We start from the raw sequence: 26,934 nt of genomic DNA on the forward strand, positions 1-26,934 counted from the left end.
GGTGGCGCAACGGTGAAGTTCCGTCCGAATACCACCGCCCGGAACGAGCGGTGGTGACGGGAGCGGGGCGGCGCGGGGGAACCGCGGGGCTGACGGGGCCTCAGGCCAGTCGGCGCGCGCCCGCGGCCGCGGTGGCGGTGAACAGCGCGGGCTCGCGCAGGCCGGCCGCCGCGAAGGCGGCGGTGACCGCCGCGCCCACCTCGGCCGTCCGGTCGACCCCGACCAGGGCGATCACCGAGCCGCCGAAGCCGCCGCCGGTCATCCGGGCGCCCAGCGCGCCGGCCGCCACGGCCGCCGCCACCGCCAGGTCGGTCTCCGCGCAGGAGACCCGGAAGTCGTCCCGGAGCGAGGCGTGACCGGCCGTCAGGATCGGGCCGAGCGCCTCGAACTCGCCCTTGTCGAGCAGTTCGACGGCGCGCAGCACCCGGTCGTTCTCGGTCACCACGTGCCGCACCACCGGCACCAGCTCGGCCGGCAGCTGTGCCAGCGCGGCCGCCAGGACCGCCGCCGGGTGGGGGTCCCTCCCGGCCGCCAGGCTGGGGGCGTCGCGCAGCGCCCGCAGCCCGAGCAGTCCGGCGGCCCGCTCGCAGCCGGCCCGCACGCCCGCGTAGGCGCCGTCGCCCAGGTCGTGCTTGACCCGGGTGTCGATCACCAGCAGCTCCAGGCCCTGCTCGGCGAGCCGCAGCGGCACCTGCCGCTGGGTCATCTCCCGCACGTCCAGGAAGAGCGCGTTGCCCTCGGTGCAGCAGGCGCTGGCCATCTGGTCCATCACCCCGCAGGGCACGCCGACGAACAGGTTCTCCGCCCGCTGGCAGAGCAGCCCGATCGCCGGCGTGCTGAGCGGCAGCCCGTACAGGTCCCGGTAGGCCGCCGCGACCACCACCTCCAGGGCGGCGGAGGAGGACAGGCCGGCGCCGGTCGGCACGTCGCTGTCGAAGTACAGGTCGGCGCCGCCCACCGGGTGGCCGGCCTCGCGCAGCGCCCAGACCACGCCGGCCGGGTAGGCCGCCCAGCCGGCCACCGCGCCCGGGGCGAGCTCGGCGACCGGCAGGTCGGTGGTCCGGCCGTCGCCCTGGGCGCTGTACAGCCGCAGCCGGCCGTCGGTGCGCGGGGCGGCGGTCAGCCGGACCGCGTGCGGGAGAGCGATCGGGAGCACGAAGCCGTCGTTGTAGTCGGTGTGCTCGCCGATCAGGTTGACCCGGCCCGGGGCCGCCCACACCCCGGTGGGGGTGGTCCCGAAGATCCGCTGGAACTCGTCAGACACGTGCTGCTCTCCCGCCGCTGGGTCTCATCCGGTGTGGCTCAGCTCTCGCTGCGCCGGCTCTTGTCGAACTTCTCGAGGGTGAACGCCCAGGCGTCCGCCACGATGGCGTCCAGCTCGGGGCGCTTGGGCACCCAGCCGAGGGCCTGGCGGGCCCGCTCGGCGGAGGCCACCAGCACGGCCGGGTCGCCCGGGCGGCGCTCGGCGGTGACCACCGGGATCTCCCGGCCGGTGACCCGCTTGACCGACTCGATCACCTCGCGGACCGAGAAGCCGCTGCCGTTGCCCAGGTTGCAGATCAGGTGCTCGCCCGGCTTCGCCGCGTCCAGCGCCAGCAGGTGGGCCTCGGCCAGGTCCGCGACGTGGATGTAGTCGCGGATGCAGGTGCCGTCCGGGGTCGGGTAGTCGTCGCCGAAGACCGAGATGTGCGGGCGCTGGCCCAGCGCGGCCTGGAAGACCAGCGGGATCAGGTGCGACTCCGGGTCGTGCCGCTCGCCGTAGGCGCCGTAGGCGCCGGCCACGTTGAAGTAGCGCAGGCTGACCGCGGCCAGGCCGTGGGCGATCGCCTCACTGGTGATCAGGTGGTCCACCGCCAGCTTGGTGGCGCCGTAGGCGTTGGTCGGCGAGGTGCGGGCGGTCTCGGCGATCGGGGTGCCCTCCGGCTCGCCGTAGGTGGCGGCGGTGGAGGAGAAGACCAGCTTGCGCACCCCGGCCTTGCGCATCGCGCTGACCAGCTCCAGTGAGCCGGCCACGTTGTTGCGCCAGTACTTCTCCGGGTCCGCGACCGACTCGCCGACCTGCGAGGAGGCGGCGAAGTGCAGCACCGCGTCGAAGGAGGCGTCCAGCACCTGGTCGGCCTCCTGGATCCGGCCGCGGACGAACTCGGCGCCGGCCGGCACGCCCTCGGCGAACCCGGTGGAGAGGTCGTCCAGCACGACCACCTGGTGCCCTGCCTCCAACAGGTGCGCACCGACCACGCTGCCGACGTAGCCGGCACCGCCGGTGACCAGGTACTTGCTCATGTTGCGACCTCCCGCAGGCGGTGTGCCGCCGCCTCGGGCGACACATCGTTGACGAACGCGTCCATGCCGGATTCGACCCCGGCCAGGTACTTCAGCTTGCCTACGGTACGACGGATCGTGAACAGCTCCAGATGCAGTGCCAGCTCGGCACCGCCCCGGCGCGGGGCCTGGTGCCAGGCGGCGATGTACGGAGTGGGTGCCAGGCCCTCGCCGAACAGCCGGTCGAAGCGGCGCAGCAGCTCCAGGTAGAGGCGGGGGAACTCGGCCCGCTCCTCCTCGGCCAGCTCGGGCAGCGAGCCGACCCGGCGGTTCGGGAAGAGGTGCACCTCGTACGGCCAGCGGGCGGCGAACGGCACGAAGGCGGTCCAGTGCTCGCCGGCCAGCACCACCCGCAGCGGGTCGGCCAGTTCGCCGGCCAGCAGGTCCTCGAAGAGGTTGCGGCCGGTGCGGGCGCGGTGGTCGTTGGCGCTGGCGATCATCTTGGTGGTGCGCGGGGTGGTGAACGGGAAGGCGTAGATCTGACCGTGCGGGTGAGCCAGCGTCACCCCGATCTCGGCGCCGCGGTTCTCGAAGCAGAAGACCTGCTCCACTCCGGGCAGCCGGCCGAGCGCCGCGGTGCGGTCGGTCCACGCGTCCAGCACCAGGCGGGCCTTGGACTCGTCGAGGTCGGCGAAGGAGGCGGCGTGGTCGGCGGTGAAGCAGACCACCTCGCAGCGGCCGGTGCCGGGGCGGGCCAGGTGCAGGGCGGCCGGGGCGGCGGCGGTCCCCCCGGCGGTCAGGGCGAGTTCGGGGGCCGCGTCGGTGGCCAGCGAGGGGAAGCGGTTCTCGAAGACGGCCACGTCGTAGTCGGGGGCCGGGATCTCGCTGAGGTGCGCCTCGGTGCTCGGGCAGAGCGGGCACTGGTCGGTCGGCGGGTGGTAGATCCGGCCCTGGCGGTGCGCCGCCACGGTGACCCAGTCGCCGGACACCGGGTCGAGGCGCACCTCGGAGAGGTTGGCCACCGGTTCCAGGGGTCTGCGGTCGGGCTCGTCCCGGAACACCGTCTCGTCCCGGTCGAAGTAGATCAGCTCACGGCCGTCCGCCAGCTTGGTCGTGGTCTTGCGCACAGTCTTCCGCCCTCGATGCCGTGTCACCCGCCTGAGTCATCACACATAATCAAACAATACTCATCACCAGTCAACAGACGAACGGCATCCGGACACGGCGAATTCGCCCGTGCCGCTTGGCCGGAGCCCGGACGGGTCGAAGCGGGGGGGTGGTGGGGGACGGGGTGCGCGAGGGCAGGGTGCGGCGGAGCGGCGCGGCGCGGAGGTGCGACGGCCGGCCGTGGCTACTCGCGTTCGAGCCGGGCGAGCAGGCCGGTGCGGTCGGCCACCGCGGCGGCCTCCAGGCGGGTGCGGGCGCCGAGCTTCATCAGCACCCGCTGCACGTGGGTGCGGGCCGTGCTGGGGGCGATGCCCATGGCGGCGGCGATCTCCTGGGTGTCCTGGCCCTCCGCGATCCGGGCCAGCACCTGGACCTCACGCCGGGTCAGCGCGCCGAGCAGCCGCAGCGCCTCGTCGTCCGGCTCGTGCACCGGGTGCAGCAGGCGCTCGAAGGAGGCCTGCAGCACCTCCACCGCGACTGCCGCCTCACCCGCCCGGGCCCGGCCGATCGAGCGGTCCACCACCTCGATCCGCTCGTCGCTGCGGACGTAGCCGGCCGCGCCGGCGGCGAAGGCGCCCGCCACCCCGCGCAGGTCGTCCACCGGTCCGAGCACCACCACGGCCACCTCGGGCCGCTCCAGGCGCAGTCGGCGGACCGGGGCGAACGCGCTCACGGCACCCGGCCGGGCCACCCCGATCAGGCAGACGTCCGGACGGCGCTGCGCGGCCAGCTCCGGCGCCGCGCCTGCCGGGCTGCCCACCGCGAGCACCCGGTGCCCGCGCACCTGGAGCGCCGCGGCCAGCGCCTCGGCCAGCAGTCGGTGATCGTCGACCACGACGAGCCGAACGCCCAAGGGGCCCCTCCCCGAACCTGCGTGGAACGGACCCCACGCGCCACGTACCGGCCTTGCGCCACAGCACTGTTGACGCACCATCACAGCGCATGACGGACCCGGGCCGCCAGGGGCCGGCGGGTTCGGACGGTGCCAGGAGAATAACGAAAAGGTCCCCGCCGTAATGGCGGGGACCTTTTCCGATGGAGCCCCCATGCGGAATCGAACCGCAGACCTTCTCCTTACCATGGAGACGCTCTACCGACTGAGCTATAGGGGCGAACCGGTCGAACGAGGAAGACATTACATGGTCATCGAGCCGATTGGGAAATCGGTGACCGGGACGGAGCGCACGCCCCCGACCGGGGTCGGCGCCGGGCGCGCCGGCGACCGGGACGGGTGCGCTGATCGGCGGGGTGGGGCGCGCGGCGCAGGCGCCGCGCCGGGGGTGCGTGGGGCGGGGCGTGTGGGGCGGGGTCCGGGCAGGCCGACCTGTTAGTTCACGGCTTGGTTCACGGCGGCCGGGCTGCCCGTGGCGCGGGCGTCACCGAGCGGGTGGTCCACCGTCAGATCGCAGCCGCCCCGCTCCGGGAGGGCGAGCAGGCAGCACGCCGCCACCGCGCCGAGGCCGGCCAGGTACCAGCCGACCGGGGCCGCCGTGCCGTAGGCCGCCGTCAGCCTGGCCGCCAGCAGCGGGGCGGTGCCGCCGCCGATCACCCCGCCGAGGTTGTAGGTGAGCGCGGCGCCGGTGTAGCGCACCCGGGTCGGGAAGAGCTCGGGCAGGTAGGCCGCCACCGGACCGAGCAGCACCCCCTCCAGCAGCACCGTGCCCGCCAGCGCCAGCAGCATCAGCCCCCGCCGCAGCGTCTCCAGCACCGGGAAGAGCAGCAGCGACCAGCAGGAGGCCAGCGCCGTGCCGAGCAGCACGGTTCGTCGGCGGCCCCAGCGGTCGGACAGGCCCGCGCTGTACCAGACCGTCAGCGCGCCGATCGGAGCCACCGTCAGCTGGAGCGCCAGCAGCACCGTCCGGGAGACGCCCAGTTGGCCGGTCAGGTACCCCAGGGCGTAGGTGCTGCTCAGGTAGTGGAGCGCGTAGCCGAACGAGAGCATGCCGGTGCCGAGCAGCACCACCCGCCAGTGCCGCCGCAGCACCTCCAGCACCGGCGCGCCGCCCTCGCCGGACGGCCGACTCAGGGCCCGGGCGAAGACCGGGGTCTCGGCGATCCGCAGCCGGACGAACAGCCCGACGCCGACCAGCAGCAGCGAGCCGAGGAACGGCAGCCGCCAGCCCCAGGACTGGAACTGACGCTCGGACAGCCCTAGCGAGACCGCCAGGAAGACGCCGGTGGCCAGCGCCGAGCCGGCCGACGGCCCGAGCTGCAGGTACCCGGAGTACCGCCCGCGGCGCCCCCGGGGCGCATACTCCGCGACCAGCAGGGCCGCACCACCCCACTCGCCGCCCAGCCCCAACCCCTGACAGAACCGCAGCACCACCAGCGCCAGCGGCGCCCAGACGCCCCAGCGCCCGTACCCCGGCAGCACCCCCACCGCGGCCGTGGCCAGCCCCATCAGCAGCAGCGACGTGACCAGCACGGCCTTGCGGCCCACCCGGTCCCCGAAGTGGCCGAACACCACCGCCCCGACCGGGCGGGCCAGGAACGCCACCGCGTAGACCGAGAGGGCCGCCAGCAGCGCGCCGGCCGGCCCGAGCCCGGGGAAGTACTCGTGCCCGAAGACCAGCGCCGCCGCCATCCCGTACAGCACGAAGTCGTAGAACTCGATCGCCGTCCCGACGAAGGCGGCAGCGGCCACCCGCCCCAGCCCCTCGGTCCCACCGAGGCCCGGGTCGAGCTGCCCTGACGCCTTGTCAATCGCCATGCCACCGACGATGCCGCGCCGCCGCCCCGGTCCGCAGCCGCCACCCGGGTGACGGGGGCGCGCTTCGGTTCGTGTACGCCCCTCGGATGCCACGCGATCGCGCCCACGCCGTTTGCACACGAGCGGACCGCTGCGGCTATCCTTTGGCTACCGAGCGTGTCCGACCGGCCACGCGGGGGATCCGTCCGTCCCCCCTGTGGCCGCCGTCTCCCCGGGGGTCCTCCGATGGCCGAGCCGAGCACCGGCTTCCAGGTGCAGCCCGACCAACTCGCCGACGGCGCCGCCGAGGCCCGGTCCGTGGCCGCCCGCCTCCCCGCCCAGGCCGACCGGCTCACCGCCGCCGTCCGCAACGCCGCCGCCGGCCTCCCCGGCTGGCGCACCGCCGCCGCCCTGGCCGACTGCGCAGCCGCCTGGCACGAGCTACTCGCCACCCTGGCCCGGGAATTGGCCCAACAGGCGGAGAAGCTCGACGACACCGCCCGGCACTACCGGGCCGGCGACCGGTCCGCCACCGACGCCTTCCTCCCGGCCGGCCACCGGTGAACCCCGCCGCCCTGCGCGAGGCCGACCCGCAAGCCCTCCCCGACTGCGCCGACGCCCACGACCGGCTCGGCGGCGAACTGCACGGCGGCGCGCAGGACTGGCGCACCGGCGTCCGCGACCGGGCCGGCGACCCCGGCTGGCTCGGCACCGCCGCCGACAACTGCCGGGCCAGCCTGCGCGACAGCCAGGACAGACTGACCGCCGCCGAAGACGGACTGCGCCGACTCGGCGCCCTGCTGCGCTCCGGCGCCGAAGCCGTGCAACTCGCCCGGGCCCGCCTCGTCGAAGCCCTCGACGAGGCCGCCGCGGCCGGACTGACCGTCACCCCCGAAGGCCGGCTGACCCGGCCGGCCGGCGAACGGCACGACCCCGACCTGGCGGCCACCGAGCTCGAACAGCGGATCGACTCCGCACTGGCCCAGGCCGACACCGCCGACCGGACCCTCGCCGAACACCTCCAGGCCCACACCCGCGCCGCCCGGGACGGCTCCGCGCTCGCCACCGGCGGCTACTCCCCCGTCCCCGCCCTCACCGCCCCCGACCTGCTCGCCGCCGCCCTCCCACCCGCCAACGCCACCCCCGCCGAAGTCGCCGCCTGGTGGCGCACCCTGCCCCCCGCCACCCAGCAGCACCTCACCACCACCCGACCCGACCTGATCGGCAACCGCGACGGCCTCCCCGCCACCACCCGCGACCAGGCCAACCGCCTGCTCCTCACCGCCCACCTCGCCGACTACGCCGGCCGCACCAGCCCCACCCCCGCCGACCGCACCAGGCTCACCGGCTTCCGCGCCATCCAGACCCGCCTCACCCACAGCCCCGCCACCCCGCCCGTCCTCCTCCTGGCCCTCTCCGACCAGGGCCAGGGCCGCGCCGCCCTGTCCTTCGGCAACCCGGACACGGCGACGAACGTGAGCGCGTACGTGCCGGGGCTGGGGACGGAACTGAAGGACGTGGGCGGGAAGGACGCGGACCGGGCGTTCAATGTCTGGAAGGCCGCCAACAAGGCCGACCCGACCCGTTCCGCCGCCTCGATCGTCTGGTTGGGCTACGACCCGCCCCCCGGCCTCGACAAGGCCGACCCCGCGTCCCTGTCGGTCATGGGCGACGGACGCGCGCGAGCCGGTGCGGCGAACTACTCACGCTTCCTGGCAGGTCTGCGGGCCGGCCACTCCGACGGGCCGGCCCACCTCACGGCCCTCGGCCACAGCTACGGCTCACTCACCGTCGGACTCTCCGGCCAGACTCCCACCGGCAGTGGAGCCGACGACATGATCCTCGTCGGCAGTCCCGGCACCGACTCGGACGACGCGTCCCGGCTCGGGGTGGCTCCCGGTCACGTGTGGGTGGGCGCGGCCGACAACGATCCGGTCACCTATCTGCCCGACCCGGTCGCCGACCTCACCGGGCACAGCGACGAACGATGGTTCGGCCGGGATCCGGCGAGTGCCGGATTCGGAGCGAAACGATTCGAAGTGGCTGACGGCCCGCCACACAGCTTCTCGTCACATTCCAACTACCTGGACCCGAGCGGCGGAAGTTCCCTGACGAACATCGGCCAGATCGTCGCCGGACATCCGGACAAAGTGAAGGGTCAGTCCTTCCGATGAAGGCGTCGAAGTCGCTCGCCCTGTTCACACTGGTCGCGCTGGCCGTCGGCTGTCATTCCACCCACACCCCTTCGGAGAGCACTTCCGTGCTGGCACCTTCGGACGCCCGGGCGAAGTTGACCGCCTTGCTCGATGACACTTTCGCCGCGGTCTCTCCCCCGCTCAAGTTCCGCGAGAGCTGGCCCGACGTGACGGAGAACGACGCCCCCGAAGGCACGGCCAACGTCTCGCTCGACCGATTCGTGCTGACCAAGGTCGACCGCGGGAAGTACGGCGCGCTGCTGGGTCTCGTGGAACGCCATTGGAAGGCCAGGGGATACACCATCGAGAGCGTCAACACCGATGTCTCGATGCCCGGGATCTTCGCCAGGACCCCGGACCGATCTGCTGTGCAATTGACCGTCGGCGCCCCCGGGAACATCACGGTCACCGCGAATGTCAGCCCGATCGACGTCGCCGACTCGACACCCCCCGGAGGTCCGTACGGCCCCCGTCCCGTCGAACCGACCGCGGCCAACGGAAATCTGGACATCCTCCCCACCTACGACGACCCCTTCTGGTCCCACTGACCCCGACCCCCACCCCGCAACCTCGCCCGCACCAGGGCCAGGTACGGGTCGCGCGGTGCCGGCAGGCCGGGGCAGACGTCCCAGTGGACGACCCGGCAGTGCGGGGTGGTGCCCGGGGGGTGGACGACGGTGCCGAAGCGGTCCAGGTGCCAGCGGCGGCCGTGGGGGACGTCGGCGGTGGGGTGGTTGTCGGGGTCGAGCAGGATCCAGCGGCCGCGCGCCGTCAGGTGCCAGGTGGCCTCGCGCTGGCAGTGGCGGCAGCGCCCGACGCTCTCGTAGCCGTCCGCCAGCGCACGGCTGCGGCGCGCCAGGTACCGCTGCACCGCGAGCACCGCCTCGCCCAGCGGCACCGGCTCGCGGACCTCCCGCTTCGCCGCCGGCACCCGCGGCACACAAGCGCCGCACAGCACGGCCCGTGCCGCCGAGTGCCAGCTCCCCCCGACCCGCCCGCACCACCAGCAGGCCGTGAACCCCTCGCTCCGCTCCTGACCGGCCATCAACTCCGTCCTCGACGGCGGACGCCGGCCTCCACCGGCAACAGCCCGCCCCGATCGGCTAACGACCGATCGAACACAAACGACACGGCGCGCCGCTGACCGGCTGCCGGCCCGAACCCGGTACCCAAGAACGAGGGCCACCCACCTGACGGTGGATGGCCCCTGGCTGTCAGCCCTCGCGGTACGGGTTACCGCCCGGCGGCGGCGGTGCCTGGTAGGGCGGCGGGGCCGGGGTGCCGTACTGGCCCTGCTGCGGCGGCATCGGGTACCCGTACGGCGGCTCCTGGCCGCCCGCCCCGGGACCGGCTTCGAACGAGGCCGCAGTCCGCTTCCGGCGAGCCAGGAAGAAGGCGGCGCCACCGACCACCAGCACCGCGGCGACCACGATGCCGACGATGAAGGGGAGGCTGGACGAACCCGATGACGAGGAGGCGGACTTGGCGGGGGCGGGGGCTGCCGACGAGCTCGGCGCGGGAGCACCGCTGGCCGGGGCGCTCGGCTGGACCGACGCACCGGCCGACGGAGCGGTGGAGGACGCCGTGCCGGGCAGGAAGGCGGAGGCCGGCGGCATCACGCTGATTCCCGCCTGCACCAGGGGATTGACGTCTGCCGGGCCCGGGTCACCGGTGTAGCGGACGGCGGTACGGATGCTGATGTTGCCGAAGCCGAGATAGTCGGTGTGGTTGGCGCCGCTCTTGGCCTTGTTGGCTGTACTGATCAGTACCCGCAAAACCTGGTTCCCGGTCCAACTCGGGTGCTCGGAGAACAGAATCGCCGCAGCTGCCGAGATCATGGCGCTGGAGTCCGATGTACCGGTGCCCTGACAGTAGCCACTCGCCGCCAAACAGGCCTCGACAGTGTTCACCCCGGGCGCCGCGAGAGCGATGTAGCTCCCATTCTCCGACTCAGCTGTACTGGCTCCGTTTTGGTCATGCGCAGCAATTGCCGCGACACCGGCCGAATCGGCCGGGTACATCACCGGATTCCCCTGCTGGCCGCTGTTACCAGCACCAGCGACGATCACACTGCCGTGACCGATCGCGTAGTTGACAGCGTTTTGGAGGTCAGCAACGTCGGAGGGGGCCACATCGACACTGCGGACAGCCTGGGAGATGTTGATCACCTTGGCTCCCTGGTCTGCGGCGTACGTGATCGCTTGGTCGATCTGCTTCATGAAGACCGGCGCTGGGAGCACCTTGCTCGGATCACGCTCGGCGTCGATCTTGATCGGAAGAATGCGAGCACCTGGCGCAAGCCCGATGACACCATTCCCGTTGAAGCCCTTACCCGAGCCGGCGATGATGCTCGCCATACCGGTTCCGTGACCATCAGGGTCGGTATCCGCACCTCCGGGCAGACCACTGAAGTCCTTGCCCGGCAGAAGCTGACCCACCAGATCGGGGTGATCGGCCTTCACACCCGTGTCGATCACCGCGACGGTCACGCCCGAACCGTTCGCCACCTGCCACACGTCCGACATGTGCAGCACGTCCAGGTACCACTCCCCTTGCCGGGGATTGTCGTACGCCTGGGCCGCCGGGGCGAAGACGCCGGCCAGGGACAGGCTCACAGACAGCAGGGCCGCCGTGCTCAGCCCTCGCATCCACGCGCCGGTTCGCCGCATCACGCTCTCCTCATCACCATGGCTGCCCCGAACAGAACTGCCCGGCCGCTGGGAGTGGCCCAGTGGCCGGGCAGATGGTTCCGGAGTTACTCAATCACGTCCGGGTTGCTCTGCGGGGTCCCGTCGGTCCACGTCTCCTCGTCCTCGACGAGGTAGTCCGCGCGGTTGCGACGGTCCTTCTTGCGCTTGTTCCCAGCGCCGAGGCCACCGGGCATGAAACCGCCTTCGCCCTCGGTCTCCGCTCCACGGGCTTCGGCGGACGCCTTGCCCAGGCCGCTGCCGCCCTTGGTGAACTCGCCCTCCGGCTGCGGACCTTCCTGGCCGCCGACCTCGCCGCCGGCCTTGGAGACCAGTCCCCGGCCGCCGCGGCCCGCGCCACCGCCGACCCCACGGCCGCCGATGGCGCCACCGCCGCCCATGCCGCCACCAGGCCCGTAGCCACCACGGCCACCGCCGAGACCACCGGCCTGGCCGGCTGCCGCCTCTTCACCCTCCTGGGCGCCGATCGCGTTGTTGCCGAGCTGGCTCCGGCCGGACACCGCGCCCGGACGGCTCACGCCACCGGTGATGCCCTCCTCCGAACCGAGCCCGCCACCACCGACCCGGCCGCCACCGTAGCGCCCGGCCGAGCCACCATAGGAGGACCCTCCGGTGCCGTTGATGGTGCCGTACTGGCCCGAGCCACCGCCCTTGATCGAGCCGCCGCCGGTGGGCAGCCCGGGGAAGCCGCCCGGCAGCCCGCCGGGGCCGCTGTCGCCAGAGCCGTTGTAGCCGGGCCCGTTCGGCAGCGTGCCGGTCGTGCCACCACCCTGACCGGGCGGGGTCGGCGGCGTCGGGTTGGTGTGGTCGATCCCGGTACCGGGCGGGGTCGGCGTCGGATCGTGCGGCGGAGTCGGTGTCGGGTCGTGCGGCGGCTGCGGAATGGGCTCCCGCACCGGGGGCGGCGTCGGGTGCTTCGGCGGGAGGTAGAAGTGGGGCGGCGGAGTCGGCTCCGGCGGGGCCGGGGTCGTCCGGACGGGCGGCGGCGTGACCGTACCGCCACCGCCGCCGTGCGGCGAAGGACGGTACTTGTTCGAGCTTCCCGGTCCGGTGAACGTCATCCCGGTCTGATTGTCGACCGATGTCGGCGGCGGCCCCATCACGTCCTGCGGGCTCGGCGGGAACAGCGGCGGTGTCTGCCCCTGAATCGCCGTCGCCGCCCCCTCGTAGGCCTGCGACAACTTCACCATGGCGTCGACGGCTTCGTTCTTCGCGCCGTCGATCTTCTGCTGGGCGGCGGTGGCCTGCAGCTGGGTCACCCAGCCGAACGGCGGGTTGGGCTGCAGGTCGTTGTAGAGGTTCTCCCCCTGGGCCTTGCGCTTGTTGACGAGGGCGATCTGGTCGTTCGGCAGCTTGGGCATCGCCTGCGCCGTGCCGAGGGCGTCACCGGACTGCTGGATCTGCTGGCCGGTGGTGGCCACGTAGGTGCTCAGGTTCGCGGTGGCGTCCGAGACCTGCTTCAACCAGGTGCGGAACTGGTTGGCGGCGTCGCCCGTCCACTCCAGGTTCTGCGCATGGGAGGAGAGCTCACGGCTGATCTCGCCCAGGGTGCCGGCCGCCTTGTTCAGGGCATCGCCCCGGTCCCCGAGCGTTTTCGGGTTCCCGCTCTTCACCATGTTCAACAGCTGCTCGTGCGACATGCCGTCGAAATAGGAGTAGAAATCGTCTGTCTGTGGCGTAGGCACTACATACCCCCCATTTCAGTCCGCCGCCCCGTCCCGAACCTCAGCCGACTCATCCGGTTGCACCGACGCTGTTGTCGGACGAGTTCGCGGTGCCGGTCCCACCGGACGAATCCCCGTTCGCCGGAGCCGAATCCGTCTGCGGCGACGCCCCGGGAACCGTCACCGCCCCCGCCTGGACGCCAGTGGAGTACTGGGTGTTCGTCTGGTTGTAGATCGTCCAGAGGGTCGTCCGCTGGTCGTCGTCCACGTTCTTGTAGCCGTTGATGTTGATGTTCATCGCGATGCTCATCGCCTGGATCTGGTTGGCGAGCGTCTGCGACAGCGCCTGCAGGTTCTGGTGCGCCAGCGTGTACGCGGCGTGCAGGCTGTCGGCGGAACCGAAACCGGTGCCCACCCAGCTCTGGTCCACGGTCTGCTGGCTGACCTGGGTCGGGGCGGCCTCGGAGGCGTCCAGGTCGGTGATCATCTTGTCGACCTTGCCCTTGAAGACGGTCAGCGTCTCCAGCTCGGCCGAGACGCTGCCGCCCCCGCCGTCGTCGTAGTTGATGTACCTACTCATTCGGCACCACGTTCATCGAACTGCACCTCCCCCGTACCCGGCCCGGCTCGAAGGCTGCCGTGCCGCACCACGCCATCAACGTCGAAGTCCCGTACCTGTCACCGGCCCCTGAATACGGACAGCCAGTGACCGTCGGTTCACATCCTAGCGACGGCCCCTGTCGGTCCGGCAGGCCCCTTGGTGCGCCCGGCCGTTATCGGTACGCAGTTGTCACGTAGGGCCCGACGGACCGTGACGGTCGGCGGTGCGGCAGCCCCCTGCCGGTGGATCAGCGGATCAGGAGTCGGCCAGCTCCAGCCAGGCCGTCTCCAGCTCCTCCTTCTCCTCGCGCACCTTGCGCAGCTGCCCGTCCAGCTCGGCGACCTTGGCGAAGTCGGCGGCGTGCTGCGCCAGCTGGTCGTGCAGCTTGCGCTCCTGCTGGTCCAGCTTGGCGATCTGACGCTCGATCCGCTGCAGCTCCTTCTTCGCGGCCCGCTCGTCCGCCGCCGACTTCGCCGGTGCGGCGGCGTCGGAGGCGGGGGCGGCCGCCGCCGGGGCGGCCGCGGCGGCCATCGCGGCCCGGCGCTCCAGGTACTCGTCGACCCCGCCGGGCAGCATCCGCATCCGCTTGTCGCCGAGCAGCGCGTAGGCCACGTCGGTGGTGCGCTCGATGAAGAACCGGTCGTGGCTGATCACGATCATCGAGCCGGGCCAGCCGTCGAGCAGGTCCTCCAGCTGGTTGAGGGTCTCGATGTCGAGGTCGTTGGTGGGCTCGTCGAGGAAGAGCACGTTGGGCTCGTCCATCAGCAGCCGCAGCAGCTGGAGCCGGCGGCGCTCACCGCCGGAGAGGTCGCCGACCGGGGTCCACTGCTTGTCCTTGCCGAAGCCGAACTGCTCGCAGAGCTGGCCGGCCGACATCTCCCGGCCCTTGCCGAGGTCGACCCGGCCGCGGATCTGCTCGACGGCCTGCAGCACCCGGGTGGCCGGGTCGAGCTCGGCGACCTCCTGGGAGAGGTAGGCGAGCCGCACGGTCTTGCCGACCTTGATCACGCCGGAGGCGGGCTGCACGTCGCCCTGCGAGGCGTGGGCGGCCTGCAGGGCCCGCAGCAGCGAGGTCTTGCCGGCGCCGTTGACGCCGAGCAGGCCGATCCGGTCGCCGGGGCCGAGCTGCCAGGTGAGGCCGTGCAGCAGCTCCTTGGGGCCGGCCGAGATGGCGACGTTCTCCAGCTCGAAGACGGTGCGGCCGAGCCGGGCGTTGGCGAACTTCATCAGCTCGCTCTTGTCCCGGGGCTCGGGCACGTCGGCGATCAGCGCGTTGGCCGCCTCGATCCGGTAGCGCGGCTTGGAGGTGCGGGCGGGGGCGCCGCGGCGCAGCCAGGCCAGCTCCTTGCGGGCCAGGTTCTGCCGCTTCTGCTCCTCGGTGGCCTCGATCCGGGAGCGTTCGGCGCGGGCGAAGACGTAGTCGGAGTAGCCGCCCTCGTACTCGCGGACCTCGCCGCGCTGCACGTCCCACATCCGGGTGCAGACCTGGTCGAGGAACCAGCGGTCGTGGGTCACGCAGACCAGCGCGGAGCGGCGGTTCTGCAGGTGCCGGGCGAGCCAGGCGATGCCCTCGACGTCGAGGTGGTTGGTGGGCTCGTCGAGCACGACCAGGTCGTGTTCGCCGAGCAGCAGCTTGGCCAGCGCGATCCGGCGGCGCTCGCCGCCGGAGAGCGGGCCGATCACCGTGTCCAGGCCGTTGGCGAAGCCGGGCAGGTCGAGGCCGCCGAACAGGCCCTCGATGATGTCGCGGATCCGGGCGTCGCCGAGCCACTCGTGGTCGGCCCGGTCGGCGATCACCTCGTGCCGGATGGTGGCGGCGGGGTCGAGCGAGTCGTGCTGGGTGAGCGTGGCCAGGCGCAGGCCGCCGTTCCAGGTGATCCGGCCGGTGTCGGGCTCCTCCAGCTTGGCGAGCATCCGGATCAGGGTGGTCTTGCCGTCGCCGTTGCGACCGACCACGCCGATCCGGTCACCCTCACTGACGCCCAGGGTGACCCCGTCCAGGAGGGCCCGGGTGCCGTAGACCTTCGTGACGGACTCGATGGTGGCGAGGTTGACGGCCACGTGCGCTGCGCTCCTGAGGGTCGACCGGTGGAACTGCCAAGCCTAGACGGCTTCAGCCAGTGACCCTGGCGCCGGGCACCGGACCGTGGGTGGCGTGCGCGGCGCGGCAGGTGCCGGAGGCGGTGAGCGCCTCGGCCACCGACTCGGCGCCGGCCGCGTCCTTGGCCAGGAAGGCGCAGGTGGGGCCGGAGCCGGAGACCAGGGCGGCGAGCGCGCCGGCGGCCAGGCCCGCCTCCAGGCAGTCGGCGAGCGCGGGCCGCAGCGAGAGGGCGGCGGCCTGCAGGTCGTTGGTGAGCGATTCGGCCAGCGCGACCGGGTCGCCGGCGGCCAGGGCGGCGAGCAGCGCGGCGGACGGGTCGGGGGTGGGCACCCGGTCGACGCCGGCGCCGGTGCCGGCGGCCTCGCGCAGCCGGTCGCACTCGCGGAACACGGCGGGGGTGGAGAGGCCGCCGTCGGCGACCGCGAAGACCCAGTGGAAGGTGCCGGTGACCGGCAGCTCCTCCAGCAGCTCGCCCCGGCCGCGGCCCAGCGCGACGCCGCCGAGCAGCGCGAACGGCACGTCGGAGCCGAGCTCGGCGGCCAGCTCCAGCAGCACCGGCAGCGGGGTGTCCAGGCCCCACAGCGCGTCGCAGGCGACCAGCGCGGCCGCCCCGTCGGCGCTGCCGCCGGCCATCCCGCCGGCCACCGGGATGGCCTTGGCGATCTCCAGGTGGACGTCTGGCTCGATGCCGTGGTGGGCGGCGAGCAGCCGGGCCGCCCGGGCGGCCAGGTTGCTGTCGTCCAGCGGCACCTGGTGGGCGTCGGGGCCGGTGCAGCCGAGCGTGACGCCCCGACCGGGGGTGCCCGGGGTGGCGGTGACCTCGTCGCCGAGGGCCACGGCGAAGAACACGTTGGCCAGGTCGTGGAAGCCGTCGGCGCGCAGCCCGCCGACCCCGAGCTGGACGTTGACCTTGGCGGGCACCCGCACAGTCACCCGGATCTTCGCAGTCACTTCGACGACCCCTCGGCGGACGGCTTCGACTCGGCGGACGGCTTGTGCTCGGCGATGGCGGCGAACTGCTCGACGGTGAGCATCTCGCCGCGCAGGGTGTGGTCGATGCCGGCGGCGGCGATCGCCTGCTCGGCGGCGGCGGGCGAGCCGGCCCAGCCGGCCAGCGCGGCGCGCAGGGTCTTGCGGCGCTGCGCGAAGGCGGCGTCCACCACGGCGAACACCTCCCGCCGGCTGGCGGTGGTGGCGGGCGGCTGACGGCGGGTCAGCGAGACCAGGCCGGAGTCCACGTTGGGCGCGGGCCAGAAGACGTTGCGGCCGATCGCGCCGGCCCGCTTCACCTCGGCGTACCAGTTGGCCTTGACCGAGGGCACGCCGTAGATCTTGTTGCCGGGCTTGGCGGCGAGCCGGTCGGCCACCTCGGACTGCACCATCACCAGGGTGCGCTCGATGCTGGGGAAGGTGGCCAGCATGTGCAGCAGCACCGGGACGGCCACGTTGTAGGGCAGGTTGGCGACCAGCGCGGTGGGCGCGGGGCCGGGCAGCTCGGTGACCTCCATGGCGTCGCTGAGCACCAGGGCGAAGCGGTCGGCCCGGTCCGGCATCCGGCTGGCGACGGTGTCCGGCAGGTGCTGGGCGAGCAGCGGGTCGATCTCCACGGCGGTGACGTGCGCGGCCGCCTCCAGCAGCGCCAGGGTGAGCGAACCGAGCCCGGGGCCGACCTCGACCACCGCGTCCTCGGGGGTGACTCCGGCGGCGCGGACGATCCGGCGCACGGTGTTGGCGTCGATCACGAAGTTCTGGCCGCGCTGCTTGGTCGGGCGGACCCCGAAGGCGGCGGCCAGCTCACGGATGTCGGCGGCGCCGAGCAGGTGGTGGTCGGAGGCAGGACTGGTGGGGTCGGTGGTGCTCACCGGTCAAGGCTACCGGCCCCGCCACCCCCGGCAGCGCTCAGTAGTCGAAGGCGCGGGCGGTGTTGGCCGCGATCGCGGTGCACAGCTCGTCCTCGCCCAGGCCCAGGGTGTCGGCCATCGACCGGACGGTGACCGGGATCAGGTAGGGCGCGTTGGGCCGGCCCCGGTAGGGGTGCGGGGTAAGGAAGGGCGCGTCCGTCTCGACCAGGATCCGGTCCAGCGGGGTGACGGCGAGGGCGTCCCGCAGCGGCTGGTTGGCCTTGAAGGTGACCGGGCCGGCGAACGACAGGTACCAGCCGTGCTCGGCGCAGACCTTGGCCATCTCGGCGTCGCCGGAGTAGCAGTGGAAGACGGTGCGCTCGGGCGCGCCCTCGGCGAGCAGCAGCTCGATCACGTCCTGGTGGGCGTCCCGGTCGTGGATCACCAGGGCCTTGCCGTGCCGCTTGGCGATCTCGATGTGCCGGCGGAAGGACTCCTGCTGGATCTCCACGCCCTCGGGGCCGGTGCGGAAGTAGTCCAGGCCGGTCTCGCCGACGGCCCGCACCTGGGGCAGCGCGGCCAGCCGGTCGATCTCGGCCAGCGCCTCGTCCAGCGCGGCCTGCCCGCCGGGGGTGCGCTGCTGCCCGGACCAGGTGTCGGGGTCGCCGAGCACCAGCCGGGGCGCCTCGTTGGGGTGCAGCGCGACGGCCGCGTGCACCTGCTCGAACCGCTCGGCGAGTTCGGCGGCCCACCGCGAGCCGGCCACGTCGCAGCCGACCTGGACCACCGTGCTGACGCCGACCGCGGCGGCCTTGGCCAGCCCCTCGGCCGGGGTGCCGGACTGCATGTCCAGGTGGGTGTGCGAGTCGGCCACCGGCACCGCGAGCGGGGCGGGCGGCGGGGGCGGGGTGGTGCGGTCGTCCTTGGCAGCCATGGGTCGAAGCCTAGTGGCGGGCGCGGGCGCGGGCCGGGCCCCGGCCGGTGCTGCGGCGGGGGCCCGGGCCGCGGAGGTTCAGCCGCGCGGCAGCCAGAACTGGTACCAGTGCTGCCTGAGCCGCTGCTCCGCGGGCCGGACCGGGTCGGCCGGCTCGGCGTACGGCGCGTACCCGGGGGCGGTGTGCAGGGAGTTCACGGCGGAGGCCACCCGCCCCTCGCGCATGATCCGCACGGTGTGCCCGCCGCAGCCCGGGCAGGTGGGCTTGAGCAGCGGCGACGGGACCCGGACGCCGTTGGCCCGGTACTGGATCACCAGGTGCCCGTCCCGGTCCTTGTGGTGCTCGATCTCGTAACCCTGTTCCCAGCCGTAGCCGCAGTTCAGGCAGACGAAGGCGTACGCCTCGTGGACGGTCGGGACGGTGGTGCGGGCGGGGCCCCGCCCGGCGATCGGGCCGGGGGTGTCGGCGGCCTGCTTCATCAGGCCGGTTGCCGGGGCGCTCCCCAGCGGGCTACCGATTGTGTCGCTCATCGCGGTCTCCCTGCGCCCGCCGGACGTTCGTCCGGATCGGGTCTTTCCATCCGATGGAATGCCCAAGCGGCCCGTTGCGATGCCCGACTTGCCGAGACTTGGCGGGGAGTTGGGAAAACCTGTACGAACCACCGTCGAAACCGCAGCTCAGCCGGTGTCCGCGGGACCTGCCTTTTACCTTGCGGGCGGGTTCTCGGGCGCCCGCGCCGTTCGGATGGCGCGGGTCGTGTCATCGGAAGTCGAAGGCACCGGCGCACGCCCCTGGTGCCCGTCCCTCCACGGTACGCGTGTGGGACTGGCGGGGCGAAGCACCGTTCGGGGAGTGTGCGGGCGGGGCGTCAGGGGGTGTCGGCGGAGCGGCCGGGCTTGGCGGCCACCACCGCGTCGAAGACCTCGCGCTTGGGCAGGCCGAGTTGCACGGCCACGGCGGCGATCGCCTCCTTGCGGCGCTCCCCCGCCGCCTCCCGGGCCGCCACCCGGTCGGCCAGCTCGGCGGGGGTGAGCTCGGCGGGGGCGGCCGGCGGGGCGCCGCCGACCACCACGGTGATCTCCCCGCGCACGCCGTCGGCGGCCCAGGCGGCCAGCTCGCCGAGCGGGCCGCGCTTGACCTCCTCGTAGGTCTTGGTCAGCTCCCGGCAGACGGCGGCGGGCCGGTCGGCGCCGAAGGCCCCGGCCATCGCGGTCAGCGTCTCGGCGATCCGGTGCGGGGCCTCGAAGAAGACCATGGTGCGCGGCTCGGCGGCGATCTCGGCCAGTGCCCGGCCGCGGTCGCCGGCCTTGCGCGGCAGGAAGCCCTCGAAGGTGAACCGGTCCACCGGCAGCGCGGACAGCGCCAGCGCGGTGAGCACCGCGGACGGCCCGGGCACGGCGGTGACCTTGATGCCGGCCGCCACGGCGGCGGCGACCAGCCGGTAGCCGGGGTCGGAGACCGAGGGCATCCCGGCGTCGGTGACCAGCAGCACCCGGGCGCCGCCGGTGAGCGCCTCGACCAGCTCGGGGGTGCGGCCGACCTCGTTGCCCTCGAAGTAGGAGAGCACCCGGCCGGCCGGGGCCACCCCGAGCGCCTGGGTGAGCCGGCGCAGGCGCCGGGTGTCCTCGGCGGCGATCACGTCCGCCTCGGCGAGCTCGGTGAGCAGCCGGGGCGGGGCGTCCGCGACGTCGCCGATGGGGGTGCCTGCGAGAACGAGTACTCCTGTCACGGGGGCCATCCTGTCAGGCCGGACGAAACGGACCCAATGATCCGGGCGGTGTCCGCCCGCCGGACCCGCAATCGTGACGATTCGGGCAGCTTCTCGGCAGGGGGTTCTGCTTTCAGCCCCCGCCCCTACGATGTGGCGGGTGACTGGCGAGACGTCGGCCGAGGCGACAGTGGTCGAGACCACTGCGGAATCCGGCCCGGTGGAGGAGCAGGACCCGAGCGGCGACGGGATACCCGGGCCTCGCGCGGAGCGGCAGCGGGCCCCCTGGGTGCGCCGGCTGGCCGCCCACGGCTACCGGGCGCCCGAGCGGCTGTCCTTGGAAGAGCGCCTGGTGCCGCCGATGCCGGACGGCCCCGGGGTGACCCCGAGCCCGGCCCCGCACTCGCCCCTGCTGCTGCGGGCCGGCCTGCGGCTGCCGGACGGCCTGTGGACCTGGTTGTGCCGCTGGTCCGGCTGGCTGGGCCCGCTGGCGGTGGCGCTCTTCGGCGGCGTGCTGCGGTTCTGGAACCTGGGCAGCCCCGGCGGGATCATCTTCGACGAGACGTACTACGCCAAGGACTCCTACGCGCTCTGGCACGGCGGCTTCGAGACCAACTGGCCTGACGACGCCAACAACCTGATCCTCGGTCACCCGCAGCAGATCCCGTACAAGGCCGACGGCGCCTTCATCGCGCACCCGCCGCTCGGCAAGTGGATCATCGGCATCGGCGAGCACCTGTTCGGCATGCACCCGTTCGGCTGGCGGTTCATGCTCGCCGTGCTCGGCACCGCCTCGATCCTGATGCTGGCCCGGATCGGCCGCCGGCTGTTCCGCTCCACCCTGCTGGGCTGCGTGGCCGGCCTGCTGCTCTCGGTGGACGGCCTGCACTTCGTGATGAGCCGCACCTCGCTGCTCGACCTGATCGTGATGTTCTGGATCCTGGCCGCCTTCGGCTTCCTGCTGCTGGACCGGGACCGCACCCGGGCCCGGATCGCCCGGCAACTGGACGGCGCAGTAGACGCCCTGACGGCGCACCGGATGCGGCTGGGCCTGCGCCCGTACCGGCTGGCGGCCGGGGTGTGCGTGGGGGCGGCCTGCTCGACCAAGTGGACCGGGATGTACGTGGCGGCCTTCTTCGGGCTGCTGACCGTCTTCTGGGACCTGGGCGCGCGCAAGCTGGCCGGGGCCCGCCGCCCGTACTGGTCCACCCTGCTGCGCGACGGCCTGCCGGCCTTCGCCTCGATCGTGGTGGTCGCGGCCGGCACCTACGTGGCCTCCTGGTCCGGCTGGCTGGCCAGCAGCCCGGTGGCGGGCAAGGGCGGCTTCGACCGGGGCTGGGCGGCCGGCCGGCACGGCATCTCCACCGAGTTCGTGACGCTGCCGCTGGCCGGGCGGGTGAAGATGCCGTTCCGGGTGGACATGACCTGGGTGCCGGAGAGCCTGCGCTCGCTGTGGCACTACCACTCGCAGATGTACGACTTCAACGTCAACCTGCACAGCCCGCACCTGTACCAGTCCAACCCGTGGAGCTGGCTGGTGCTGGGCCGGCCGGTCTCCTTCTACTACGAGTCGCCGAAGTACGGGCAGAGCGGCTGCAAGGCCAGCGAGTGCGCCTCCGAGGTGCTGGCGATCGGCACCCCGCTGCTCTGGTGGGCCGGGGTGATCGCGCTGGCCTACTGCCTGTACCGCTGGGCGGCGCGCCGGGACTGGCGGGCCGGGGCGGTGCTGTGCGGGCTGGCTTCCGGCCTGCTGCCCTGGTTCGAGTACCAGCAGCGCACCATCTTCCTGTTCTACGCGGTGGCCTTCGTGCCGTTCGTCGTGCTGGCGGTGACGATGCTGATCGGGGCGCTGATCGGGCCGGCCCGGGCGACGCCCGAGCGGCGGTTGGTGGGCGGTGCGGCGGCGGGCGTGCTGGTGCTGCTGATCGTCTGGAACTTCCTCTACTTCCTGCCGCTGTACACCGGCCAGGTGATCCCGATGCAGGACTGGCGGGCCCGGATGTGGTTCACCACCTGGATCTGATCGGCGGGCGCCGGCAAACGCACAGGACCTCCACCGGTGTGTACCAGCTCTGTCACGAGCCGGGGTGCCGACCGGGCGGACCGGGGGGCGCAGCTTAGGCTGTGCTCACTCCAATCGTCCGTCTCTCCGGGGGAGCACCATGCGTCAGGGGCCCAAGGCCGCCGTCATCACCGCCGTCGCGGCCGCCATGCTGGCCGCCGGCGGCTACGGCGCCTACTCGCTGGTGGGATCGGGCGGCAGTGACAAGAAGCCCGGCGCCGCACCGGCCCGGCACGTGGTGGACGAGGCGCCGTCGGCCGATCTGGCGGCCGCCGGGGAGAAGGACTTCCTGGCCGCCTGGACCTCCGGCGACCTGACGGCGGCCAGCAAGCTGACCGACGACCCGGCCGCCGCGCTGACCGCGCTGACCGCCTTCAAGACCAACGTGAAGCCGAGCGCGGACACCCTGACCCCGGGCGCCCCGACCACGCCGACGGCCTTCGCCTCGGCCACCGCCGGCCCGTCCGGCGCGGCCTCCGCCAAGCCCTCGGCCGCGGCCTCGCCGTCCGCCTCCGCCGCCGCCTCGCCGTCGGCCTCGGCCTCCGCGGCGCCGGCCTTCCAGGTGCCGATGACCTTCAAGTCGCACGTGGAGTTCGCCGGCACCACCAACGTCTGGGACTACACCGGTTACCTGGGCATGGTGAAGATGAGCGACGGCAAGGCCGCCGTGCACTGGGTGCCCAGCGTGGTCCACCCGCACCTGGGCCCGGGCGAGACCATCACCACCACGCAGATCTTCAACCCGCCGACCAAGGTGACCGACCGGAACGGGCAGTCGCTGGCCCAGTTCAAGTCGCTGGACCAGATCGTGCTGAAGTTCCAGAGCTCCACCACCGCCGGCGACCCGGCCGACGCCGGGACCGGCGTGGTGATCACCGACGACGCGGGCAAGAACAAGCCGGAGCCGCTCTTCACGGTCGTCGACCCGAAGCCGGGCAAGCCGTTCAAGCTGACCATCGACGCCAAGCTGGAGGCGGCGGCCGAGCAGGCGGTGAACGAGCAGTACGCCAAGGGCCAGAACAAGACCCCGGCCGGCATGGTGGCGATCGAGCCGAGCACCGGCAACGTGCTGGCGATCGCCAACGCCCCGGCGACCGGCCAGAACCTGGCCTTCCTGGGCCAGACCGCGCCGGGCTCGACGATGAAGATCATCACCGCCACCGCGCTGCTGGAGGCCGGGATCGACCCGAACGCCACCATGCCCTGCCCGGACCACATCACCACCGGCACCACGTACCACAACGACTTCACGGGTGATCAGCTCAACAACACCTTCACCCAGGACTTCACGATCTCCTGCAACACGGCCTTCATCAAGCAGGGCCTGACCACGCTGAAGTCCGGCGACCTGGCCAAGGTGGCCGCCGACGTCTACGGCGTCGGCCCGGCCTGGAAGACCGGCATCACCAGCGCGGACGGCCAGATCCCCGGACCGGGCCAGAGCAAGGACGAGACGGCCGGCGAGTTCATGGGCCAGGGCAAGATCACCATGAACCCGCTGGCGATGGCCTCGATCGCGGCGACGGTGGAGAGCGGCACCTTCAAGCAGCCGATCCTGGTGCCGGGGATGACCCAGATCCAGGCGGCCCGGCAGCTCTCGCCGGACACGCTGACCAAGCTGCGGGCGCTGATGAAGAGCGTGGTCACCGACCCGTCGGGCACCGGCACCCCGGTCTTCCAGGGCCAGGGCATCACCGGCACCCTGATCGGCGGCAAGACCGGCACCGCCGAGACCGCCCCGGGCGCCACCCCGAACAGCTGGTTCACCGGCTACCGGGACAACCTGGCGGTCTCCGCCGAGGTGCTCGGCGGCAACTTCGGCGCGCAGGCGGCGGCCCCGGCCGTGGTCGAGGTGCTGAAGGTCGGCAACGCCGGCTGACGGACACCACCGGAAGAGCCTGACGGCCGGTCAATCGACCGGCCGTCAGGCTCTTCGGCGTCAGTGCCCGTAGACCTCGGCCACGTTGTCCTGCGGCGGGTGCGCCTTGCCGGCCGGGCCGGCCGCGAAGGCCTTCAGCAGGTTGGTGGTGACCTGCTGGGTGAACGCCGCGGCCTGGCCGGTGATCGAGTGGACGGCGCCGTTGCTGCCGTCCCCGCTGGCGTCCAGCGACTCCACCCAGCGCATGGTGCCGCTGCCGAACACCCCGGCGCCGCTCGGCGCGGCGTAGAAGGCGGTGTCGCTGAAGCTCTTGCGGCCCGCGCAGACCACCGGCGAGTGGGCCAGGATCTCGATCGGCCGGGGGGTGTCGAAGCCGGTGTTGACCCGGTCGTACTCGACGCCGACCAGGTGCTCGAAGCTGTCGCCGGCCTTCGCCCCGGTGCCCTCCAGCAGCCAGTGGCCCGGGTTGGTGACCACGTAGGGCTCGTCCACCGGGTAGCCGTCGTAGATCACGCCGAGCAGCGAGCTCTCCGGGTCGGCGCCGGGCGAGACCCGGAAGTCGGTGGTGGCCGGCTTGCCGGCCTTGAAGCCGGGGTCCTCCTTGTAGGAGTCCTTGTAGCAGACCACCTGGCGGTCCGGGCCGGTCGGCGAGGGCTCGTAACGGACCCGGCGGAAGCAGCAGTTGGCGCCGAGGATCGCCACGTTGGTGCCGGCGTCCCGGGCGGCGGTGACGTTGGCCCGCTGCTCCGGCGACCAGTACTCGTCGTGCCCGAGCGAGAGCACCGCGAGCGCGCCCTTGAGCAGGTCGGGCGAGCCGGCCAGGTCGGTGCTGGTGGTGTAGGCGAGCGGCAGGCCGAGCTTCTCGGCCAGCGCGATGAACGGCGTCTCGTAGACCCAGAACAGGCCGGCGCCGTCGTAGGTGTCGTAGGGCCGGTCGAAGGAGGCCACCAGGGAGCGGGTCGGCAGGCCGCCGCTCGGGCCGTTGTAGAGGTTGTAGCCGCCCCACAGGTTGTAGGCCTGCCAGGTGGCCACCGCGTTGACCACCACCAGCTTCCCGGCGGTGCTGGCGGAGCGGACGGTGATCGGCACGTAGCGCTGGCCGGCGCCGCCGTCGGCGTCCAGCCGCAGCAGGTAACTGCCCTCGGGCCAGCCGGTGGTGTCCACGGTGGTGCCGACCGGCCAGTCGGTGGAGACCATCCGGGTCGTCTTGTCGACCGTGGCGGCCGGCTGCCGGGTGCCGGGCAGGTGGTCGGACTGCCAGACCTGGCGGCCGCGGACGCCGCCGTAGTAACCCGTCCGGATGGCCGTCACCTTGTAGCCGGGCGCGGTGGTGGAGACGTGCAGGCCGAACTTCTCGCCCGGCAGCACGCTGACCCGGTCGGCCCAGCCCTCGATCGCCCGGTCGGGGCCGGCGTTGCCGATCTGCCAGCCGGGCGTGCCGGGCTTGTCGTTCTCCCGCTGCGCGGCAGTGGGGGCGGCACTGCCGGACGGCGCGGGCGAGCCGTCCGCCGCCACCGCGGCGGTGGTCCCGCCGCCCTTGGCCCCGCCCGTCCCGCAGGCGGCCAGTCCGGCGCCGGCGGCCGCGACTCCGGCGGCACCGCCGGCGGCCCAGCCGAGGAAGCGCCGCCTGGACCGGGCGGCGCGGTGGCCCCGCGGTCCGTCGGGGCGTTCTGCGTCACGGCGGTGCTCGGCCATCCCGGTTCCTCCTGCGCCTCGGTGGGGAAAGTCGGCGCCATACTCCCCCACGATCCGTCAGGGCACCTCACCGGGTGAGGGTGACGCTCCCGCCGTCCACCGTACGTGCCCGGCCGGTGGTGCGTCCGGGCCAGTGGTGGGCCGCCAGCCGGGGCCAGCAGACCAGCACGGCGGGCAGTGCGAGGTAGCCGAACCGCCCGGCCGGGGCGAGCAGGAAGGCGGTGGTCAGCCCGGCCGCCAGCCGGTCCGCGGCGGCGGCCGCGCCGGCCGGCGGGCGGCGCAGGGCCCAGCCGGCCACCGCCAGGCAGCCGGCCAGTATCAGCAGCAGCGCGGCGCTGTGCCCGGCCGGTCCGAGGTCGGCGATCAGCTTGCCGGGCAGCGGGCTGCCGGCCGGCGTGCGCACCGGGGTCAGCCCGAGCGGGTAGCGCACCACCTGCAGCCGCAGGTCCTGCGGCCGGCTCAGCGCGAACGGCAGGATCACCGCGGCGGCGAGCGCGACGGTGACGGCCGCGGTGCGCAGCGCCGCCCGGTTGCCGTGCCGGCGGCGCAGCAGCAGCAGCGCCACCGGCAGCGCCGGCCAGGCCGTCCACTTGAGGGTGCAGGCGAGCGCCAGCACCAGCCCGGCGGCGAGCGGCCGGCCCCGCGCGGCCAGTGCCAGGGCCAGGCAGCAGACCCCGATCAGCGGCAGGTCCACGCCGCCGACGGTCAGGCTGAGCGCGATCAGCGGGGAGCCGGTGAGCAGCGCCAGCGGCAGCAGCGGGCTGGCCCGGTCGGGGCTGAGCAGCCGCCAGCTGACGGCCAGGCAGCCGAGGAAGGCGGCGGCGAACCAGACCCGGGCGTCGCCGAGCAGCAGCGCGGCCGGGCCGCCGGTGCCCAGCAGCGCCCGGGGCAGCCCGAACAGCGCCATCGCGGGCAGGTAGGGGTTGAAGTCGGTGACCGCGACCGGGTCGGGCAGGTACGGGGTGCCGGTGTGCAGTAGTAGGGCGGCGGCCCGCTCCACCACGCCGACCTCGGACTGCGCCCGCCGCTGCACCGCCAGCAGAGTGAGCGGCAGCAGCACCGCACCGCCGAGGGTGATCAGCGCGGCGGCCCGCCCGGCCGCCCACCGGGGCAGCAGCAGCACGGCCAGGCCGGCCAGCAGGTAGGCGGGGGCGGCGGTCTCGCCCCACAGGCGCTGGTTGGCCAGCCGGGAGACCAGCGGGAAGCCGCCCGCCCAGCCGGCCGCGACCAGGCAGGCGAGCAGTTGGACGGGGCGGCGGCGGCCGAGCCCGGCGGCCCGGTCGGCCCAGCGCGCCCAGGCCGGGCCGGGCGGCCGCGGGGGCCGCCCGGCCCGCTGGCGCGGCAGGCCCGCGCCCTGCCGCCGGTCCGGGCCGCGGGGCTGACGAGGGGTCACCATGCCTGGAAGGGTAGGGCGGTGGGGTGCCGGA

Annotated in this window: 22 protein-coding genes and 1 tRNA gene; 5 read left to right on the plus strand and 18 right to left on the minus strand. The window is 73.4% G+C overall.

Annotated elements, in window-relative coordinates; translation table 11 throughout:
• Positions 1-100: 100 nt before the first annotated feature.
• The 6 genes from galK to FHX73_RS10270 all read right to left on the minus strand — a co-directional run bounded on the left by galK (position 101) and on the right by FHX73_RS10270 (position 6,139).
• Positions 101-1,264, minus strand: a complete 1,164-nt coding sequence (gene galK / locus FHX73_RS10245) for a galactokinase (RefSeq protein WP_145904710.1) — start codon at positions 1,262-1,264, stop codon at positions 101-103.
• Positions 1,265-1,302: 38 nt separating this feature from the next.
• Positions 1,303-2,283, minus strand: a complete 981-nt coding sequence (gene galE / locus FHX73_RS10250; RefSeq protein WP_145904711.1) for a UDP-glucose 4-epimerase GalE — start codon at positions 2,281-2,283, stop codon at positions 1,303-1,305.
• Complete coding sequence (gene galT / locus FHX73_RS10255) at positions 2,280-3,389, minus strand: galactose-1-phosphate uridylyltransferase (RefSeq protein WP_145904712.1); 1,110 nt, start codon at positions 3,387-3,389, stop codon at positions 2,280-2,282. The genes galE and galT overlap by 4 nt, the downstream gene beginning before the upstream one ends.
• 224 nt (positions 3,390-3,613) lie before the next feature.
• Positions 3,614-4,282 (minus strand): response regulator transcription factor, encoded by a 669-nt coding sequence (locus tag FHX73_RS10260; protein ID WP_145904713.1) that lies wholly within the window; start codon positions 4,280-4,282, stop codon positions 3,614-3,616.
• A 183-nt stretch (positions 4,283-4,465) separates the two neighbouring features.
• Positions 4,466-4,541, minus strand: a tRNA-Thr gene (locus tag FHX73_RS10265).
• Positions 4,542-4,756: 215 nt separating this feature from the next.
• Positions 4,757-6,139, minus strand: a complete 1,383-nt coding sequence (locus FHX73_RS10270) for an MFS transporter (RefSeq protein WP_145904714.1) — start codon at positions 6,137-6,139, stop codon at positions 4,757-4,759.
• 225 nt (positions 6,140-6,364) lie between these two features.
• Here FHX73_RS10270 and FHX73_RS10275 point away from each other — a divergent pair, with 225 nt between their 5' ends.
• From FHX73_RS10275 to FHX73_RS10285, 3 genes are read left to right on the plus strand one after another with little or no spacing between them, the layout of a single operon-like run.
• The gene (locus FHX73_RS10275) at positions 6,365-6,682 is read left to right on the plus strand and encodes a WXG100 family type VII secretion target (RefSeq protein ID WP_145904715.1); all 318 of its coding nucleotides are present in this window, start codon (positions 6,365-6,367) and stop codon (positions 6,680-6,682) included.
• Positions 6,679-8,292, plus strand: a complete 1,614-nt coding sequence (locus FHX73_RS10280; RefSeq protein WP_145904716.1) for an alpha/beta hydrolase — start codon at positions 6,679-6,681, stop codon at positions 8,290-8,292. Before FHX73_RS10275 ends, FHX73_RS10280 begins: the two co-directional genes overlap by 4 nt.
• Positions 8,289-8,861 carry a hypothetical protein gene (locus FHX73_RS10285; RefSeq protein ID WP_145904717.1) on the plus strand — a complete coding sequence of 191 codons (573 nt, stop codon included), beginning with the start codon at positions 8,289-8,291 and terminating at the stop codon, positions 8,859-8,861. Before FHX73_RS10280 ends, FHX73_RS10285 begins: the two co-directional genes overlap by 4 nt.
• On the opposite strand, the gene FHX73_RS10290 is transcribed toward FHX73_RS10285, so the two are convergent.
• From FHX73_RS10290 to rsmI, 10 genes are all read right to left on the minus strand, one after another.
• Positions 8,834-9,358: a DUF6083 domain-containing protein gene (locus tag FHX73_RS10290; RefSeq protein ID WP_145904718.1), complete on the minus strand. Its 525-nt coding sequence runs from the start codon at positions 9,356-9,358 to the stop codon at positions 8,834-8,836. The genes FHX73_RS10285 and FHX73_RS10290 overlap by 28 nt on opposite strands.
• Before the next feature lie 169 nt (positions 9,359-9,527).
• Entirely contained in the window at positions 9,528-10,982 is a 1,455-nt protein-coding gene (locus FHX73_RS10295) for a S8 family serine peptidase (RefSeq protein ID WP_145904719.1), read from the minus strand.
• 86 nt (positions 10,983-11,068) lie between these two features.
• The gene (locus FHX73_RS10300) at positions 11,069-12,661 is read right to left on the minus strand and encodes a WXG100 family type VII secretion target (RefSeq protein WP_145904720.1); all 1,593 of its coding nucleotides are present in this window, start codon (positions 12,659-12,661) and stop codon (positions 11,069-11,071) included.
• A 94-nt stretch (positions 12,662-12,755) separates the two neighbouring features.
• Complete coding sequence (locus tag FHX73_RS10305; RefSeq protein WP_145904721.1) at positions 12,756-13,265, minus strand: hypothetical protein; 510 nt, start codon at positions 13,263-13,265, stop codon at positions 12,756-12,758.
• A gap of 276 nt (positions 13,266-13,541) precedes the next feature.
• On the minus strand, positions 13,542-15,347 hold the full coding sequence (locus FHX73_RS10310; RefSeq protein WP_145904722.1) for an ABC-F family ATP-binding cassette domain-containing protein: 1,806 nt from the start codon (positions 15,345-15,347) through the stop codon (positions 13,542-13,544).
• A gap of 52 nt (positions 15,348-15,399) precedes the next feature.
• Positions 15,400-16,338 carry a 4-(cytidine 5'-diphospho)-2-C-methyl-D-erythritol kinase gene (locus FHX73_RS10315; RefSeq protein WP_246213448.1) on the minus strand — a complete coding sequence of 313 codons (939 nt, stop codon included), beginning with the start codon at positions 16,336-16,338 and terminating at the stop codon, positions 15,400-15,402.
• Positions 16,335-17,249 (minus strand): 16S rRNA (adenine(1518)-N(6)/adenine(1519)-N(6))-dimethyltransferase RsmA, encoded by a 915-nt coding sequence (rsmA, locus tag FHX73_RS10320; RefSeq protein WP_145904723.1) that lies wholly within the window; start codon positions 17,247-17,249, stop codon positions 16,335-16,337. Before rsmA ends, FHX73_RS10315 begins: the two co-directional genes overlap by 4 nt.
• Positions 17,250-17,286: 37 nt before the next feature.
• A complete protein-coding gene (locus tag FHX73_RS10325; protein WP_145904724.1) occupies positions 17,287-18,162 on the minus strand; it encodes a TatD family hydrolase in 876 nt (291 codons plus the stop codon).
• Positions 18,163-18,240: 78 nt separating this feature from the next.
• Complete coding sequence (locus tag FHX73_RS46150; protein WP_425461374.1) at positions 18,241-18,693, minus strand: hypothetical protein; 453 nt, start codon at positions 18,691-18,693, stop codon at positions 18,241-18,243.
• A 338-nt stretch (positions 18,694-19,031) separates the two neighbouring features.
• Complete coding sequence (rsmI, locus tag FHX73_RS10335) at positions 19,032-19,892, minus strand: 16S rRNA (cytidine(1402)-2'-O)-methyltransferase (protein WP_211786167.1); 861 nt, start codon at positions 19,890-19,892, stop codon at positions 19,032-19,034.
• A 130-nt stretch (positions 19,893-20,022) separates the two neighbouring features.
• On the opposite strand from rsmI, the gene FHX73_RS10340 reads away from it, so the two are divergent.
• Together FHX73_RS10340 and FHX73_RS10345 are read left to right on the plus strand one after the other, a co-directional pair.
• A complete protein-coding gene (locus FHX73_RS10340; RefSeq protein WP_145904726.1) occupies positions 20,023-21,894 on the plus strand; it encodes a dolichyl-phosphate-mannose--protein mannosyltransferase in 1,872 nt (623 codons plus the stop codon).
• 139 nt (positions 21,895-22,033) lie between these two features.
• Positions 22,034-23,812, plus strand: a complete 1,779-nt coding sequence (locus FHX73_RS10345; RefSeq protein ID WP_145904727.1) for a penicillin-binding transpeptidase domain-containing protein — start codon at positions 22,034-22,036, stop codon at positions 23,810-23,812.
• A 60-nt stretch (positions 23,813-23,872) separates the two neighbouring features.
• On the opposite strand, the gene FHX73_RS10350 is transcribed toward FHX73_RS10345, so the two are convergent.
• Complete coding sequence (locus FHX73_RS10350; RefSeq protein WP_246213449.1) at positions 23,873-25,507, minus strand: N,N-dimethylformamidase beta subunit family domain-containing protein; 1,635 nt, start codon at positions 25,505-25,507, stop codon at positions 23,873-23,875.
• Between the two features lie 67 nt (positions 25,508-25,574).
• Positions 25,575-26,903 carry a glycosyltransferase 87 family protein gene (locus tag FHX73_RS10355; protein WP_145904728.1) on the minus strand — a complete coding sequence of 443 codons (1,329 nt, stop codon included), beginning with the start codon at positions 26,901-26,903 and terminating at the stop codon, positions 25,575-25,577.
• Between the last annotated feature and the right edge of the window lie 31 nt (positions 26,904-26,934).

Source organism: Kitasatospora viridis, assembly GCF_007829815.1.
Classification (GTDB): domain Bacteria; phylum Actinomycetota; class Actinomycetes; order Streptomycetales; family Streptomycetaceae; genus Kitasatospora; species Kitasatospora viridis.

Excerpts from the sequence above, each read along its gene's own strand:
- FHX73_RS10340 (WP_145904726.1), top strand. The coding sequence starts at position 20,023 with ATGTGGCGGGTGACTGGCGAGACGTCGGCCGAGGCGACAGTGGTCGAG.
- FHX73_RS10275 (WP_145904715.1), top strand. The coding sequence starts at position 6,365 with ATGGCCGAGCCGAGCACCGGCTTCCAGGTGCAGCCCGACCAACTCGCC.
- FHX73_RS10295 (WP_145904719.1), bottom strand. The coding sequence starts at position 10,982 with ATGCGGCGAACCGGCGCGTGGATGCGAGGGCTGAGCACGGCGGCCCTG.
- FHX73_RS10270 (WP_145904714.1), bottom strand. The coding sequence starts at position 6,139 with ATGGCGATTGACAAGGCGTCAGGGCAGCTCGACCCGGGCCTCGGTGGG.
- FHX73_RS10300 (WP_145904720.1), bottom strand. The coding sequence starts at position 12,661 with ATGTCGCACGAGCAGCTGTTGAACATGGTGAAGAGCGGGAACCCGAAA.
- FHX73_RS46150 (WP_425461374.1), bottom strand. The coding sequence starts at position 18,693 with ATGAGCGACACAATCGGTAGCCCGCTGGGGAGCGCCCCGGCAACCGGC.
- FHX73_RS10290 (WP_145904718.1), bottom strand. The coding sequence starts at position 9,358 with ATGGCCGGTCAGGAGCGGAGCGAGGGGTTCACGGCCTGCTGGTGGTGC.
- FHX73_RS10345 (WP_145904727.1), top strand. The coding sequence starts at position 22,034 with ATGCGTCAGGGGCCCAAGGCCGCCGTCATCACCGCCGTCGCGGCCGCC.
- galE (WP_145904711.1), bottom strand. The coding sequence starts at position 2,283 with ATGAGCAAGTACCTGGTCACCGGCGGTGCCGGCTACGTCGGCAGCGTG.
- FHX73_RS10325 (WP_145904724.1), bottom strand. The coding sequence starts at position 18,162 with ATGGCTGCCAAGGACGACCGCACCACCCCGCCCCCGCCGCCCGCCCCG.
- FHX73_RS10350 (WP_246213449.1), bottom strand. The coding sequence starts at position 25,507 with ATGGCCGAGCACCGCCGTGACGCAGAACGCCCCGACGGACCGCGGGGC.
- FHX73_RS10285 (WP_145904717.1), top strand. The coding sequence starts at position 8,289 with ATGAAGGCGTCGAAGTCGCTCGCCCTGTTCACACTGGTCGCGCTGGCC.
- FHX73_RS10305 (WP_145904721.1), bottom strand. The coding sequence starts at position 13,265 with ATGAGTAGGTACATCAACTACGACGACGGCGGGGGCGGCAGCGTCTCG.
- FHX73_RS10355 (WP_145904728.1), bottom strand. The coding sequence starts at position 26,903 with ATGGTGACCCCTCGTCAGCCCCGCGGCCCGGACCGGCGGCAGGGCGCG.